The sequence below is a fragment of the Halovenus anhuiensis genome, assembly GCF_037080055.1.
GTDB lineage: Archaea > Halobacteriota > Halobacteria > Halobacteriales > Haloarculaceae > Halovenus.
The window spans coordinates 45416-61205 of the sequence record NZ_JBAOJI010000010.1; the positions used below are offsets into that span (position 1 = coordinate 45416).

At 54.8% G+C, this 15790-nt stretch carries 10 protein-coding genes; 3 read left to right on the plus strand and 7 right to left on the minus strand.

Annotated features, from left to right (window positions below; all coding sequences use genetic code 11):
- Window positions 1–323: 323 nt before the first annotated feature.
- The 4 genes from V8P86_RS17255 to V8P86_RS17270 form a co-directional block, all read right to left on the minus strand.
- Window positions 324–1091 (minus strand): homing endonuclease associated repeat-containing protein, encoded by a 768-nt coding sequence (locus tag V8P86_RS17255; protein WP_336328533.1) that lies wholly within the window; start codon window positions 1089–1091, stop codon window positions 324–326.
- Window positions 1092–1278: 187 nt separating this feature from the next.
- Window positions 1279–1803 (minus strand): hypothetical protein, encoded by a 525-nt coding sequence (locus V8P86_RS17260; RefSeq protein ID WP_336328534.1) that lies wholly within the window; start codon window positions 1801–1803, stop codon window positions 1279–1281.
- An 843-nt stretch (window positions 1804–2646) separates the two neighbouring features.
- Entirely contained in the window at window positions 2647–2838 is a 192-nt protein-coding gene (locus V8P86_RS17265) for a hypothetical protein (protein WP_336328535.1), read from the minus strand.
- 607 nt (window positions 2839–3445) lie between these two features.
- Complete coding sequence (locus V8P86_RS17270) at window positions 3446–4543, minus strand: hypothetical protein (protein WP_336328536.1); 1098 nt, start codon at window positions 4541–4543, stop codon at window positions 3446–3448.
- A 1208-nt stretch (window positions 4544–5751) separates the two neighbouring features.
- Between V8P86_RS17270 and V8P86_RS17275 the strand changes: the two genes are divergently transcribed.
- Window positions 5752–6606: a hypothetical protein gene (locus tag V8P86_RS17275; RefSeq protein ID WP_336328537.1), complete on the plus strand. Its 855-nt coding sequence runs from the start codon at window positions 5752–5754 to the stop codon at window positions 6604–6606.
- Window positions 6607–7024: 418 nt separating this feature from the next.
- Here the strand turns inward: V8P86_RS17275 and V8P86_RS17280 are convergent, their stop codons facing one another.
- Both V8P86_RS17280 and V8P86_RS17285 read right to left on the minus strand, forming a co-directional pair.
- Window positions 7025–7504 carry a hypothetical protein gene (locus V8P86_RS17280; protein WP_336328538.1) on the minus strand — a complete coding sequence of 160 codons (480 nt, stop codon included), beginning with the start codon at window positions 7502–7504 and terminating at the stop codon, window positions 7025–7027.
- Window positions 7505–7862: 358 nt separating this feature from the next.
- Window positions 7863–8342 carry a hypothetical protein gene (locus tag V8P86_RS17285; RefSeq protein WP_336328539.1) on the minus strand — a complete coding sequence of 160 codons (480 nt, stop codon included), beginning with the start codon at window positions 8340–8342 and terminating at the stop codon, window positions 7863–7865.
- 400 nt (window positions 8343–8742) lie between these two features.
- Between V8P86_RS17285 and V8P86_RS17290 the strand changes: the two genes are divergently transcribed.
- Both V8P86_RS17290 and V8P86_RS17295 read left to right on the plus strand, forming a co-directional pair.
- Entirely contained in the window at window positions 8743–10200 is a 1458-nt protein-coding gene (locus V8P86_RS17290; protein WP_336328540.1) for a DUF8128 domain-containing protein, read from the plus strand.
- Between the two features lie 926 nt (window positions 10201–11126).
- Window positions 11127–14654: a hypothetical protein gene (locus V8P86_RS17295; RefSeq protein WP_336328541.1), complete on the plus strand. Its 3528-nt coding sequence runs from the start codon at window positions 11127–11129 to the stop codon at window positions 14652–14654.
- A gap of 2 nt (window positions 14655–14656) precedes the next feature.
- On the opposite strand, the gene V8P86_RS17300 is transcribed toward V8P86_RS17295, so the two are convergent.
- Entirely contained in the window at window positions 14657–15631 is a 975-nt protein-coding gene (locus V8P86_RS17300; RefSeq protein ID WP_336328542.1) for a TATA-box-binding protein, read from the minus strand.
- Between the last annotated feature and the right edge of the window lie 159 nt (window positions 15632–15790).

The following is a 15790-nucleotide window of genomic DNA, read 5'->3' on the forward strand; positions in this document are numbered from 1 at the left end:
ATTGCTTTACTTAAAAAGTGGTTTTTTGCTTAGACTTCTTCAGAACGGAAGGTGAGTCAGTGCCCGATACACAGTCTAAACGAAACACAGCGCGAGTTCCCCCCACCGTGGACGGGGTACTTCACTGACTGTGTACGCAGTCCGACCAGGCAATCAAGCAAACACAACTGAACCATCGCAGGACTGGAAACCAACCCCTTTATCGAACGCGATACAACCCCTGAGGAGTATCCGGAACGACACCCCACGATAAGTGATCTGTATCTCGACGCCGTGCCCTCAACACAACACACCGGCGCTTTGCGCAGATTGAATAACTGAGGTTACTCAACACCGGCTCGGTCTTTCGCCTCTGTCCACGATCCAAGCTTGCGCCGGACAGTCTGGGCACTGTACTCAACGTGATCAGCGAACTCGGTAAGCGTCAACGACTCATCAACACTGTCAGCCACGCGTTTGATGTCCTCGACGATTACTTCAGGCGTGATTTCTTTCGGTGACTGCGCCGCGCCAGCCCGCTCTTTTGCTTCGCTCCAGGACCCGACACGATTAATCACCGTCACGCTTGACGGATCTATCGGACGTTTGTGTTCGTCGTAAGCTTCGCACGTCAGGTTGCCGTCGACGCGCTCAGCAACGACACTGACGGAATCAACGCATCCGTCTGCCGAGATTGGCGGGATATGCTGCGGAGCTAAATCAGCTGCTTGCTTCGCGTCGTTCCATGACCCGAAGCGGTCGACGTACGCTGACAGGCTGTACGTGCCGTGGTTCTCGTAGTAATCTTTATCGACACGGTGTTGGTCGCCAGCTTCCTCAGCCACAGCGCGCAAGTCCGCAAGCAAGTCGTCGGTCGGGATTTGTACGTCTTCACCGTCAGTTCTACCGGGCGACGAAACTGCAAGCCCGAGGTCGTCTTTCATGTTGTTCCAGGAGTCGAACCGATCGATGACTGCGGCAGGGCTGTACGTGCCGTGCTCGTCGTACTCGCGTTTTGTGAGCGCGCCGTCGACAGTGTCGGCAACACCTTTGAGATCTTCGATGAGGTCGTTAGTGTTGATGTGACGGCCGTTCTCTGGGGGTGCTGTCATTATCTTACCGTCATCTTAGCCCGACATATACTTAAATTATTTGTTTTCTGGTAGGCTGTTCACGGGTAGAACAGACAGACAGAACACAATACAACACGACAGGAGCAGCCCGTTACCAGCGTCAATGGACGACCAGCTCCAACAGCTAAACGCGTGGGCCTTTTCCCCTGTCACCGCTCCTAAGGATTCAAATTGACTCGAAGCTGGTCCCATCCCATTCGTAGGTTGACCGCCGGGTACTCCCGCTCCCATGGGTTCGTTTATTGTGGATCTCGACGGTGTCACCGACTTCAAGATCAGCAGCGAACACCGACAGTTTCGATGAATACGGGTATTCTGTGTCGCCGTATTGTTCCTCGTCTGCGACGACTCGGTCTGACTCCCAAATCCAATCGTCGTTAATCTTCACCCAGCGTGAGGTGCTGTTTTTCTTCGATGTATCTGCCTTGTAGCACACGAATACTGGAATGCCGTTGTGAACGGTTTTTGCTGGGCCGACTTCCGGTGATTTGGAGCTTTTCGTTTTCCCTCTGAAATGATCAACCGCGTCTTCCATGTAAATGTCGACGACTTCCGCTGGATCGCCAGCCTGCGCGGTTTGTCGGTGTTCAATCTCAGCGGTGATTTGATCGCGCAGCGTTTTCAGTTCGTCCATCTCTAAGTCGTCAAGTTCGACAGGGTTGTTGCTCCCGTCATTATCGAGTTTTGGCATGGTGCTTCGATAATGTCTTGCCTATTGCTTTACTTAAAAAATAGTCTTTTTGTTAGACCCTTTTAGAGTTAGGAGTTCACTGCCCGATACACAGCCCAGTGACTGTGTATTCACGTAACTTGGCAAACGCGAGAAGTGGTAATTGATTTCGCTGAAGAACCCATCATTGGTTAAACCCTGGCACTGAGTCTGTTCTGCCGGTGGATACACAGTTTCCGCGGTGGGTAGCAAAAGAAGTCGAGCTGAGCTGTAGCGGTGCGGTAGAGAGCCAAGCCGAGCGCAGCGAGGCGCGGCGATTTGAGCAGGCGGTTTTCCTGCTGTGTCTTGATCAGCGATAACTGAGGAGTACCGAGTGCTGATCACTGGGATGCGTGGTACGCGCGCAGCGAACGGAGCGTAGCGCAGTGAGCGAGCACGGAAGGACCGCCGGAGCGTCTCGGTTCTCCCCTCATCCCATTGTCGACTGTGTACACAGTTTAGTGGGTTCAGTGGTGTGCAGGCGGTGTAGAGTGATTCTTGTGAGTTGTGGTGGGGTTGGATCGGCTGCAGGCCGAGGGGTTGAGTCGTGTGCGCTCTGAGGGGTGTGGCTAGCGCTCTTTTCCAGGGGTTGTATCGCGTGCGCTCCGAGGGGTTGTGTGGCGTGCGCTCCCGCCCCCGTTTGTATAAAATGGTTGAAACAACGCGGCAGGGAAGCGGGGGCTACGTTGCAGTGCAGTTGTACAAGTAGAGATCCATCTCATCCACTCGCATCACTTCGTGACAGTCCGTGCAACGGACTTCTTGGCTTGCTCGGTTCTTCCAGTCGAAGGGTTCTGGTGGCGTCATTGTTTGGTCCTCTCAGGATTACCGTGCGTCTCTGGTCCGCCCACATTCGGGGCAGTATGGAGTGATCATGCTGTGCGGTCCTTTCTCGCCGTGGTACGGCCAGTCGCGTGCGGGGGCCTCGAAGTCACAGTCCTCGGTGTCACAGCTGATCGGGAAGGTTCGGTCTGCAGTGGTGGTTCGAGTTGAGTTGGTGGTTGAGTTAGTCGTCATTGTCTTCTCCCTCTACCAAGCTCTTAGAGCCACATGCACTAAATAGTTTTGTCCTGTTCCGGTGGGATGAGATGGTGAGACGGCATACACAGTTCCCGCGGCGGGGCAAAAGAAGTCGAGCAGAGGCTGTGCGGTCGGTAGAGAGCCAAGCCGAGCGCAGCGAGGCGCGGCGCGTGAGCAGGCGGTTTGTCCCTGCGGCCACGGGGTCATATCCCGAGTAGTGATTTGGATGCCGGTCTCGGGATGCGTGGTGGTACGCGCGCAGCGAACGGAGCGCAGCGGAGTGAGCGAGCACGGAAGGACCGTCGGAGCGTTTCGGTTCTCTTCTCATCCCGCAGACTGTGTATGCATGCGGATTGTGCGGGGTTGGGTCCGTGCTGGGAGTGTGTTGGCTGGCTCCGTCGTGGCGGTGTATTGGACGCAGTTTCCAGGGGTTGTGTAGTGAGCGTTCACAGGGGTGTGGCTAGCGCTCATTTTGAGGGGTTGTGTGGCGTGCGATCCTAGGGGTTGTGTGGCGTGCGCTCACGAGATTTTCTTATAACTAAAGTGAAACGAAACAGTGTAAAAGTTCGGATTCTCACTCAGCAATCCAGCACACGTCGAGGAATCAGTATCGACCCGAGTTCGAGGACTGACCTTGCTTCCCACCCTGATTTGCGGAATTATTCGGGCCGTGAATCAAATCGTGGAGACTGCGCCAAGCTTCGTGTCCGACAACATTGAGGCAAGTCACGAGTCCTTCTTTGAGTCGCCGGGCGCTGAAGAGTTTCTGCTGATCGAGCGTATCGAGAATGTGTTGATCATCGCACGGAACAATTACAGGGATATCAGCAGCGACGAACTCGCGGATCACGGTGATGAGGCTTTTCGCAGATCGATCGACAGAAATCGTGTTCGGACCGCCCTGGTGCGTCGAGGAAACCCGGGCGTCCATCGGATGACAGTCACCATATTCGAGCTCGGACTCGACGATCGACATGCCTTCATCGGGGACTTCGAGGATAAACCGGTCAGGGTCCGCGTCGCCGCGCGGAGATCGAACGAACACTTGGTCGTGTCGGTTGGTGACTTTGACTTTTCGCTCGTCGATCAGCTGCGGACGGTAATTACACGGACTAATACTCCCAGCCCATCGGAGCAGATGAGCGTGATGCACTTCGTGCTTGCACAGGGCATCAACGAACGGGCACTGCAAGCGGACGGTCCGCGTCGAAAGGTCAGCAGGGTTCGATTCGATCACATCTCGAACTTTAAGGAACCGGTCGTAGGCTTCCTCAGGAGTTTCGGGAGTGTTGCTGGTCTGCTGATCGCGGCGGACGTTTTTGTCAGTGTGGGAGCGGGCGTGTCGGCCTGCACTGAGTGCTTGGGAGAGTTTGCCGGTGAGTTCGTTTTCGTCCGCGGGTTCGAGCTTGGTGTCGCTGCGGATTTTGATTTGATCAGATCCGTTGTACGTGTCGTAGACTGCGCCGTAAATGTGGAACGGGCCGGACGGCATGCGTTCGAGGTTGTCGCGGCCGTTAACCCATTTGATCGCATCGACAGTTTGGTCGGCAAGTTCGATTTCTCCTTGTTGGAGATCTACTTCTCGGCTGGTGCTTCGGATGCCGCCGGCTTTGAGGACTGCGCCGTGGATGTCGATGGTGGTTTCGGGTTCGATTTCGTTGACGGTGCTGTGTTTGGTGGTTCGGGTGTTCGTAGTCGACATTCTGTCTCCCTCTATTACCCCTTAGAGCTACATACACTAAAAAGTTTTGTTCCGTATCGGTGGGGTGAGATGGTGAGACGGCATACACAGTTCCCGCGGCGGGCAGCAATAACTGCTGAGCTGTAGCGGAGCGGTAGAGAGCCAAGCGGCGCGCAGCGCCGCGCGGCGATTGAGCAGGCGGTTTGTTTCTGCGGTCACGCGTGGTGCGTTTGTGACTGTGTGTTGTGGCGTCGCGGTGTGTGTCCGAAGGGTTTGTCAGCGGTAGTATTGTCAAGGTGTGTCGGAGTGGGAGTGTGTTGGAGGAAGGCTGAGACGTGTCTGGGTTGGCGAGGGTTCATGTCGTGATCGTGTTGGAAGGCTGCTTGCGAGCACGAGCGTTTTGAGACTGACTCGCGTGGAAGAGCATCCCGGCAAAGGCCGCGTCGATGAACGCCGCGAACCCGGCGGCGTCACCAACGCCTCGGTACTGACTGCTCGCTTGACTCTCGACGCATCGTGATCACCGCTACCCCTCCGGTGCTGCCTGCACCGCCACGCCCTGTGAACAGGAAACCACGACTCTCACTCCTTCGCGCAAACCACGCACCTAACCCCTGTGAACCGGTTTCGTCACCAACCCCTGTGCACCGACGCCGCCACCAACGCCTCAGAAAACAAACACACCCCGCCCGCCGAACCGGACCCGCAGCCAACCCCTCCAAGAACACCTCACAAACCAAACACGAACACTCCACTCCCACCCCGCACAAAATACGACACCAACGAACCTACCCCTCCAAAACCAACCACCACCAACCCACCACGAACCAACCCCACCGCACCCCACCCCAACCAAACCAACACCCCGCCCCCAAACCAAAACCACCACTCAAACCCGACCCAACCCACCCCGACTCGACCCACCCCAACACAACACACCCGAAACCGCAACCCCAACCCCACGCACACCGCAACCCTTTCCCCCACCCTCGCTCTCACCCACCACCAAACACCTATCACCAACACAACACACCACCACCCTCACCACAACACCACCCACCCCACCCCCAAACCGAACCCACCCCTTCAGCCACAGCACGCACCCTTAATCTGTGGACTGCGCCGAGAACACCCTCTTTGCAGTTTGAATAAACCTGTAATCACAAGCTGGAATTACACGTCTGAATAATCCAGAATTTTTACAACTGGGGGATCTAGCATAAATCAGGATGACCAATCCACCCACCGACAGTCAATCGTATAAACAATCAGATATACAGAATCTCTCCGAACCCGACCGTGAAGTCATCCGTGTGATTGCTCGTCAAACCGGTATCAGAACTCCACACCAATCCACAGAATTAAAGAGTGATCCCACCACGGATTCTTCAACTGAGCTCAGCGACAACCCTGACGAAACCACTGTCGACTCCGACCAAGAATCAACGGTATCAGAAACGACGACAAGCCACATTAGGAAGGCGACCCACCTCAACGGAAGCCAAGTCAAATACCGTATCAGAAAACTTAGTGGTGAGCCAGAATCTGGCGTTGATCGGCCACTCGTCGCGCAACGCAACCGCGGACAAAAAGAAACTGGAGGGAGTAAAGCCTCGGCTGTTTGGCTGACACCAGCCGGGGTTGATGCTGTCGAAGACGGCCTCATCCCTGATCCGCGAACACCAGACTGGTTCCCCGAACACGAAGACAGAACGACACAATTATCAAAATTAGCACATAGAATAGACCAGCACGAACAAGCCCTCAATCTCGTGCTGACGGAACTTGGATTCATCTCCGCAACCACGCTCATCGACTCGCACGAACAACTGCTTGCAGAGTACACAGCCAGCGCCGTCGACCCTGACGATGACCCGTCACCGCTCACCGAAACGCAGCGTGAGACTGTGCTTGCAGACCCAGCTGCTGCCCGGTCGTTCGTCAAGAGTGCAGGCACAGACGCGGACACGATAACCGCGCTGTTGACGAGGCAACAACGATTCGCGCTCGGCGTAAATCGGGCACTTGCCGATACGATCGATGTTGATGTGCGTGAAGAGTACTTGTCAGCTACCAAGGGCTAAAGTCGGTGGGCTTCCGCGCTGCATCCGCTGTGATGTTTGCACTCCCCCGGTGTTGAGTACTCAGTCTGCTCCCACTGTCGACTGTGTACACAGTTGTCGTACTGGCGACAGTCCCGTTCCTAGCCCGAGTATCTCTGCCTGAGTGTGTCAATTGCTGGAACGCGGTCTAGGAGACTGTGTATTGTTTTCGTTGTTGCGTTCCGACCCTCAACTTCACGAACAAATATTTGTGAAGTTTCCGAGGGTGAGTGCGGAGTGGAGCCGGACAACCCACTCTGCTCTGGTCAGACACACCCCTCTAACCGAGTTAAACACCCCTATACCATCAGCAGCTTTCCGAGCAAAACAGACCAGACCATCCAGATTCCTCCACCCGTAGAATGGAAGCAAATCAATTCCGACGACCCACAGCCGACTTTCACTTCGGTTTAGCTGACTGCTTTGCCTTCGACTTTGCCTGCCCCGTAACGAAAAACGCGATAAAAAGCGGAATAAGATACCCGACTGACGCAACGAGCATACTAACAATATCGAACTGCGGGCCGGGTTGCAACGTTGGAATGTGGAACAGAATAACAGCAGCAACCAAGAAATTCACCCCAATCACGATCAACGTAGCAGGGGTTCGTGACCGATTTTTCCTCAGGCTGAGAAGCCATGTGAATCCGGAGACTAACAGCGAGAACACCGCGACTAGGACAGCAGTAATCGTGAACAGGAGTGTCGTTTCGAGAATGATTCGGAGAACGAAACTAAGCCCGGCATCCGAAGTACCAGCCCCGGACAGAAGCGGACCAGACGTACCAGTGATAACCACCGTACCAAGCACGGCAAGAATCACGCCGATGATTTTGAGGTATCCTGCTCCGCGGAACCGCCGTAAGAACTGCGACCGCATAACTCGGCCTCTCAGCCCTCCGCGACGATTCTCTCGTCCCGTCCGCGAATCATAATCTACCCATGCATCACGAGACTGACTACCCTCTGCCTGTGTATCCGTTCCTCGATCATGCTCTCCGTCACTGTGCCTGCGGTCGTGTTGCGCAGAGTCTTCATCACCACGATTCTCTGGCATAAATCTACACACCAGTACGCTAATGATGCAATTAAGTGTTTGTCTCCTCGTTCTTTCTTGTCGTGGAGTGGAAGCAGACACTCTGAAAACGCTGTTGGGCAATCGGCCACGCTGTGTTGAAAACGATCACGGTCGTCGTGGGAAATCGCTGAATTCCACCGACGATGACACAGCAGTCGTCTTACCGCATTCGGAAGAGCAACGTCGGAAGGAATTTGTACGACATCAACACTAACACGATCAGCAACATGCTGTACAACGGCATTAACGGGCCGTTTGGGTGTATCATGAAGAACAGTCCGTCAATGCCGCCGCTGATGAGTCGCCGGGAGAATGGAATCAACCACAACGCTCCAACAAGCAACACCGTATTCCCACCAATCATGCACCGCATAACGGAAGCACCGGTGAAGCGAGACGCGATGATGGCCCACACAAATACCATCCCCATGGCCAGCCCCATCGAAACTGTCGAATACAGTAGCGTGACAACGATGAAGCGCACGAATCCTGAGAATCCACCGCCACCGCCAGCGCCGCTTTGCGTCGGGGTTCCTGTTGCTGAGAACAACATTACAAGCGTCAAGAGTAGTAACAGCGGCGCACCGAATTTGACGAGGTATCCTGCTCCGCGGAACCGCCGTAAGAACTGCGACCGCATAACTCGGCCTCGTAACCGCCGGAATGTGTTCCGTTGTCGGTGGCGCTTCTGAGCCGAAGACTGCCCGCGTTGCTGTGCAGTTCCCCACGTATCGTCAGGTCTGCGACTCGAATTACGACTGTGTTGTTGCTGTGACTGATCTCGGTCTTGATCACCCTGCGGTCGTCGCTGTGGATGTGATTCTCCACCCCAGCTTGAGTCGTCGGTGGTATCGTCGCCGGTTGACGGGCTACTCCAGTCGTTAGTCATCTCGTTATATGTGATTCGGCATTCGACGGATTAAATGTTCGTCTCTTCACCCAGAACCCGTTATAGTGCGCGCCTCGGCATTGAGGATCAGTCACCGTGACTGCGAAATCCACGGTTTATGTACGCACCAAGCACAAATACACAAACACACATGACGTTGCCGTTCCACGCCACTACTGGAGAGTCCCTGCGAAAACAATACGTCAGTCAGTTCCACAGTCACGATACTGCGAACGCTCCCTTCGATGCAACTGGCGTGCTCCGCACCGGGCGACTATTATCTCGACTCACCGGCACAACGCAAACAATCCAGTCACACGAAATCACACCAGCTATCGAAGACGCAGTGAAAGAAACACGGGCAATAACGCACAAAGGCGCTGAACCGATGCTGTTCAAAGTCCGCCCGTACAAATACGCTCAAACGCCGATACATAGCGGGAAAGTTGTCTGGGAGCAAGGGTTCGCGGACATGTTCCGGACGTATCTCAAGTTCGTCAACGTTTCCCCGATTTTCTCATTCGAGATTTGGCTGCACGAATCAACCGTTGACGTGCGCATTTTCGCCTGGAATAAGCGCGGTGAAGAATACTCAGCCAAAAAAGTGGTTAACTCGATCAGTTCACGGTACCCGAACGCTGAAATTGAGCAGGTCTGGCCGAGTCGCTGGCATGAACAAAAGCCGCAAAGCGGGTTACTCCCGCTTTTCACAACTGGGAACATCGCTACAACGACGAAATTTCGGGCAAAACGGCCACGATACCACGCGTACAGAGCAGTTGATGAGCGCGCCGCCGGAGATCGGGATGTAGAAGGCGTTCAAACAACGCGGGAATACATCGACCCGATGGGAGAGTTACTGTCGGAACTCAACATCGAAAACGATTCGCTTGCCGCAGTCGTCCAACTCACAGCGCTACCCGTCGGGAGTAACTGGGCTGACAAGCGACGATGGGCAGTGTACCCGCGGAAGAAAACGCTGGACCAAGCGATTGAAACGTATAATGAACGTGAGAAAGACCGGAAACGAGACTCAACGAGTGACGAGCAAGATTACGCTGACGAAATCAAAAACCGTGCTGATGAAGACGGGTTTGCAACGAATCTCCGGTTGTACGTCGCGGGCGATCGCACCGGGAGAACACCAGCGACGGCGCGGCAAGTCGAATCGTTGTCCGAGCGGCTAGCACAAAAACTCAAAGGCATGTTTGAAGCAGAGCAAAAACTCCGGAAAGTCGCACCGACGCGAACTCGTATGGTGAAGAAATTGTTTTCAAGAACCGCAAGTCGTGACTTAACTGGGGATTTGTGGATGCCGAGTAACGAAGTTGCTGTGTTAGGGCATTTACCGAACCAGCAAGTCGCTTGTGACAATATGGACTGGATTGCCGAACAAGCCGCAGAAGGCGTTCCGCAAGCCGCTCCGCGGTTCGATGACAGCGTTGGTGAATTGTATCCGATTCGAGCTGCACCGCGATCCGATTCGCCGTCCGTGGCTGATCTTGATGACTACGATGCCAAGGATGAAGATCGACGCGCAGTTGCAGCTGCATCCGATTTCGATCCGAAGGTCGAGAGCGATCACCCGTGGTATCCGAGTGACAACTGACTCCAATCTTAACGGTGCACACCGGAGTATCTGCGTACGTCCGCAAGCAGACTGTTGATGCTGTGAATACGGTACGTGTTGGCCTTAATTCAGTTGACTGTGTATACTATTCTCCGCGCTGTTCACGGCGGGATGCTCTCTGTGTATCACGATTTAAGCCGACGACCTCGGGCTTGACTCCGAGATGAGTTCACCATGTGACCATCGCAGGTTCACTGTGACCGTAGAGAATGCAGAGTATTTTATCCGTACGCGTCTTAGTGCTGGCAACAATGGCTAGCGGTGAAGAGAACCCACCACAAGATCATCCGGACAGTGATTCTGAAGACCACACCGCACCCGGATTATTCGGCGATCAAACCCCAGAACACAACTCTACCGGTACCGAAGGAGTCCCTGACGCGCCGACAAGAGAACACAAGTCCGCTCACCGACGCGGTGATTCAGCACCGCAATACGAGTTCGAACCCGTCAACCCCGATGAATGGGGCGTAACGTGCGACGTGTTCGGAACTGACTATATTCACGAATTCGAGCCGGACACCGTTCACAACGACAAAATCGTTGAAAGTAATGCGTATCTCCGAAAAAAACACCGATCAGCCGACAGCGAAACAATGGCCGGGTTGACCGCGCGAACCGCCTTCGAATACAACGCCCTGTATCCTGAAGTCCCGATTTGGCTCGGATACACCGACGCCAGAAACCCATACTCTGGAACGCGTTTCGTCCCGTTTTCCTCGGATGGTGAGAACTGGTTCCAGCATCTCGCATTTTTCGGCGGGACTGGGTCGGGGAAATCTACGTCGCTGGTAAATTCGCTCGTACAACTCGCATACGGCGGATACGGATTCTGCTTCATCGATCCGGATAGTGACGGAGTATACGACTTACTGCAACGAATCCCAGAACACCGCACTGACGACGTGATTTTCATTCAGCCGCCGGTCGGTAAATACGATAAAGTCACACCACTCAGCTTTCTTCACATTGAGAAATACCCAAATGAAGGCGAAGACGAGTACGACGCCCGGGTTTCTCGGATGGTTAACGCGGTGCTTGAACCGATTGCCGGCGATCAAAAACTGTACGCTCGGATGAAACGCGTCCTGAAAGTCTTGGTTCAACTGTTCTTAGATTTAGATGAGGACTACACGCTGGTGAGCGTGCATAAAATTCTCATCGACGAGGACATCCGCCAAGGCTTCATCGAGGAACTCAAAGAACGCGATGTTGACAGGGCTGATGAGGTTATCGACGAACTCGAAATGATCGATGAAGACATTGAACAAGAAGATTTAGAGCCATTACTTGGTCGTGTAATGCAGTGGGTGCTCGACAGAACAGCACGAAAAACCGTTGCGCACCCGACTTCGACGTTTGACATGGTCGAAGCCATCGAAAACGGGAAAATCATCGTGTGCGACCCGAAAGAGAATGACATTTCGTCTGACGTAGCTGTCGCCATCGCGTCCGTGCTGGCTCACAAACTCTGGGATGCGATTCGGCACCGTTACGACCCCACCAGTTCCGACGCATTGACACCGTTTTTCTTGGCGACAGATGAACTCGACGACGCATTTACGTACTCAACGCCGATTCCCAGCATGATTAGTAACGCCCGGAAATTCCGCTTAGGGTTGTTACTCGCTTCGCAGTACCCAGGGCAACTCAGCGTGCTCAGCGATCAAGATACAGAAGCATGGGAGGACGCAATTTTGAATCAAGTCGGAACCATAATCGCCGGGAGAAACAGCGAGCAAGGTGAAGCTGAAAAAGTCTGCGGGCGGTTTGAAGGAATTAAACCTGAAGACATCTCGAACCTCGACGATCACACCGGGTACGTCAAAACCACGACAGCTGATGGTCAAAGCGATCCGATAAAAATCAACACGTTCCCGCCAGCTCCGCCGATTCGGACGCGGCGAGAGGTTGAGGAAGACATCATCGAACCGGCGCTTGACCGGTACGGTGTTGACCCGAGCGACGCTGTTGCGAAAGGCGAATCGATGGTAGAACAAGTTGTCAGCGGAGAAGTGTCGCTGAACACGGGCGTAAACGGGATCGCAATCGAAACTGACACGATGCTAGCCGCGATTGACGCAGTTGGAATCCAAGCCGGTGCCGTTGAGGCTGACTACGGTGTGCGCGTCACCGCAGTCGCCAACGAGATTCGTAACCGTGCGAACCTCGCACCACCCACCGCAGACGACGGCGTCACCGACCAAGCACTCGAACGCATCATCGTCGAGGAACTCCCGGAATCATACGTCCGGACAGAAATTCAAGACGATGACGTTATTATCTCGTTAACTGAGGCTGGCCGGCAAAAAACCCGTGACGTATCCAGTGGTCGTGGTGGGAGCGCTGGCGGTGCACTCCATCATCAACTCGCCTTGGATGTCCGTGATTACCTGACTGCTGTCGGGTTCGACGTTGACGTGGTTGACCAGTATGGCGGTGGTGAAGAACCAGATTTAGTTGCGACGCCGCCACAACCGGAAATCAGCATCAGCGGTGACGCACGACCAGTAACAGAGATTGCCGACGAGCACGATCTTGATATTGGTGAGTTGCTTGACTCTCACCCCGGGAGTGACTCCATCACAGATGAGTTATGGCAGGTCGCCGGCCCGGAACCGTCAGACGTGTATGTCGAGGTTGAGCAGAGTACAGACGGCGCGCAAACACTGCAGAACCTCTCCAAAGCCGTCGAAGACGACGCCCGCTGCGTGTTCGTCGTCGGATCAGAAGAGAAGCTGAACACGACGCTCACAGCGCTACAAAACCCACCGTACCACAAACGCGCTCACACGCCTGACGCCGCTTGCGGATTGTACACTAGTACAAACCCGCTGCACGTCGAATCGACTGTGCAGTCCGACAGCGGAGAGCACTACTGGCGAGCGCTCAAACCCAGCGATGCTGGCCGAACGCGCTGGGACTTACTGACGACAGATGACTCAACATGGATCGATCCAAGCGATCCAGACACCGACCCACGCCTTCGATTAACATTCAGTCAATCAGCTCAACGGTCGGAACTCCCACTGCAACACTTCCGCAACGCAGTTCCGCGGTCACCGGATTTGCCAGCATGGGGCGGGAAAGACCCTGAGACGGGAACGTGGAAAGTATTCACACCGACCGATAGCGGCATCGAGCAGGAAGTCTTCGACTCGCGGAGTGACATGTCCGACAAGTACAGCGAGATCAAAGATCCATTCCGCCCTGTCCACGAATTCGATCGGCGTCCCACCGTTGATGACTGGGCAGTCCTATCCTTGCCTGAAGCTGAAGCTGACCAAGATGCACCAGTACTGCATCGGCCTGTACGGCCTTCACCGAGCGCTGACGCAGACGATGCGGGTGGCGCTGTTGAGATTGAAGAAATTGAATTAACCGCACCCTCGCGCCCTGAGCGTGTGCAAATCACTGCAGACGCGTCTGTAAACAGCGGTAGCGGGAGTGGTGACGGTGCTGAGGGTGATGTGCCGAGCGTTGCTGATGCAGTCGATACAACTCAGGAACACACTGACGAGGCCAGCCCTAGTGGAGGAAGTAGTGATGTCGGTACTGAGAATATCGGTGAGGATTGTGGCGGTGTTGCTGACGGTGATACTGATGACGTGCCGTCGATTGGCGGTGATGATGGCATCGAGTGGGGGAATGTAGAAGTTGGTGAGTCAAGCGATGACTCAACGGTTGACGATGAATTAGAACTTGATGCAGTGACCGATGATGACGGCGAGTCCACCGGTGAAACACACCGTGCGACTGATGACAGTTCCGGGAACGATGGTGAGAGTGCCGGTAATCACGCCGATAACGAGGCTGTAAGCATCGGCGAACAAGACGCCCGGAGCGATACCAACGAAGGTGACTGGGATAGTGAGTCCGCTCAGGAAGAATTCGATGCAGTTTCTGATGCCGACATATTTGATCCGGCGGCGGCGAACAACACCGATGAAAGCGCTGACACTGCCGACACGCCTGATGAAACAGCTGAGGAAGGGGAATCAACCGTGGCTGAAGAAAAACCCGCTAACGGCGCTGTGAGCAGCGAAGACCAATCGTCAGCTGAGGACTTCATCAGCCAGAGTGAGTCCAGCGACAACACGACGGTGACTCCCGACGCTGCTGACGCCAACGCCGCTACCGCTGACACCAGTACAGACAACGCCGGAGAAATCGAGCGCAGTGAAGACGATCACGACGACACCGATGATGGCGACGGCGCTCCCGATCTCTCCCCCGACGACGCCGACACAGACACCACCACCGCTGACGTTGATGCTGACGCCCTCGGCAGCGAGGAAAACGCGGTTGCTGAGAACGCCGGCGACACCGACGAACCCACGACTCACGGTGAACACGGCGATAACAGTGATGATGAGAGCACTGAAACTGACGCGTCTTCAGACACTGATCTCGACGATGAATGGGTGCTTTAATTTTAGCTGAACGTTGCTTCAGGCCGCAACAACCCAGCATCTCGCAACTCATCCACAATCGCTTCGTAGTACACCGTGGCTTCACTGACCGTCGCTGCACCCGTCACATACGCGCTTCCAGTCGAATACAGCGAACAGTGAATCGTTGATGCTGATCGGTCATCAGCACTGTCGGACTGAGAAGAGTCATCTGCATCTACAGCGCCATCAACATGGTTGCCCGCTTCAGTTTCACGACGACTCGCCGAGGCTGGCCACTGCTGGCCAGCACTTGCATTGTGTCCGTGAACGTTGGTTGCTGACTGACAGGCGTCAGTCGCGCAGTCATCGTCTTCCGGATTCCTCTCCGACTCGCATCGGGATTGGATGAACAACGCGTTGTGTTGTTCTGGGTCGTACTGTGTCTCAAACGACTCGCCTAAGAAGACCGCAGCGTCACCTAATTGTACGTGGTGACCGGCAGCGTCGAACGTCACAACAACATTCCGCAAGCCGATAGTGATGTCATCGAGGATTGGTACGTTGTGCGACTTGAGATCTGTCGCTAACCGCCACGTTGCCTCAACTACGTCTGCCTGAGTAACCGCGCCCTCGAACGTGAACGTTCCACCACCCCATAATTTTCCGGAAATCGGGTCTTTGCGAGTGGAGACTGGAACGGTTAAATTGGAGCGCCGCGTGTCAGTCGGCGCGGAAATGTACTCTGACTCAGCAGCACAAACAGCTAGATCAAGGCAGCCAGCCCCGGCGACGAACTCGCCTTTGAATAAGGCGTTGCTGACTTCGGCGTTGCGTGGCAGATCCTCAGTGCTGAGTTCGTCGTCGACGGTGATGCGAATCGCCTCATCGGGCGGGTCTTGTTCAGTAACGTCGTGCGCCGTGACCCTGGACTGCAGCGGGCCACGTGAGTCGTTCCACTGCGAGAGTGTTGCTTGATTTGCTGACTGACCGGCGAGTTCAGATTCTCTCGTGGACATACCTAAGTTTGCTCTTCCGGCCCCTTATAAGATCACAAATTCGCTTGACTTCTCGGAGGTTTACCGAACATTAGGCCATTAGCACAGGGCTGACCGCCAGGTAGTTCACTGGATTCTTACCACCCAGCACGCTGACTATGTGAACTCACCTCGGGTCAA

Bases quoted from the DNA above. Each gene is read 5' to 3' on its own strand.
- V8P86_RS17275 (WP_336328537.1), top strand. From the start codon at position 5,752: ATGACCAATCCACCCACCGACAGTCAATCGTATAAACAATCAGATATA.
- V8P86_RS17255 (WP_336328533.1), bottom strand. From the start codon at position 1,091: ATGACAGCACCCCCAGAGAACGGCCGTCACATCAACACTAACGACCTC.
- V8P86_RS17285 (WP_336328539.1), bottom strand. From the start codon at position 8,342: ATGCGGTCGCAGTTCTTACGGCGGTTCCGCGGAGCAGGATACCTCGTC.
- V8P86_RS17280 (WP_336328538.1), bottom strand. From the start codon at position 7,504: ATGCGGTCGCAGTTCTTACGGCGGTTCCGCGGAGCAGGATACCTCAAA.
- V8P86_RS17290 (WP_336328540.1), top strand. From the start codon at position 8,743: ATGACGTTGCCGTTCCACGCCACTACTGGAGAGTCCCTGCGAAAACAA.
- V8P86_RS17300 (WP_336328542.1), bottom strand. From the start codon at position 15,631: ATGTCCACGAGAGAATCTGAACTCGCCGGTCAGTCAGCAAATCAAGCA.
- V8P86_RS17265 (WP_336328535.1), bottom strand. From the start codon at position 2,838: ATGACGACTAACTCAACCACCAACTCAACTCGAACCACCACTGCAGAC.
- V8P86_RS17260 (WP_336328534.1), bottom strand. From the start codon at position 1,803: ATGCCAAAACTCGATAATGACGGGAGCAACAACCCTGTCGAACTTGAC.
- V8P86_RS17270 (WP_336328536.1), bottom strand. From the start codon at position 4,543: ATGTCGACTACGAACACCCGAACCACCAAACACAGCACCGTCAACGAA.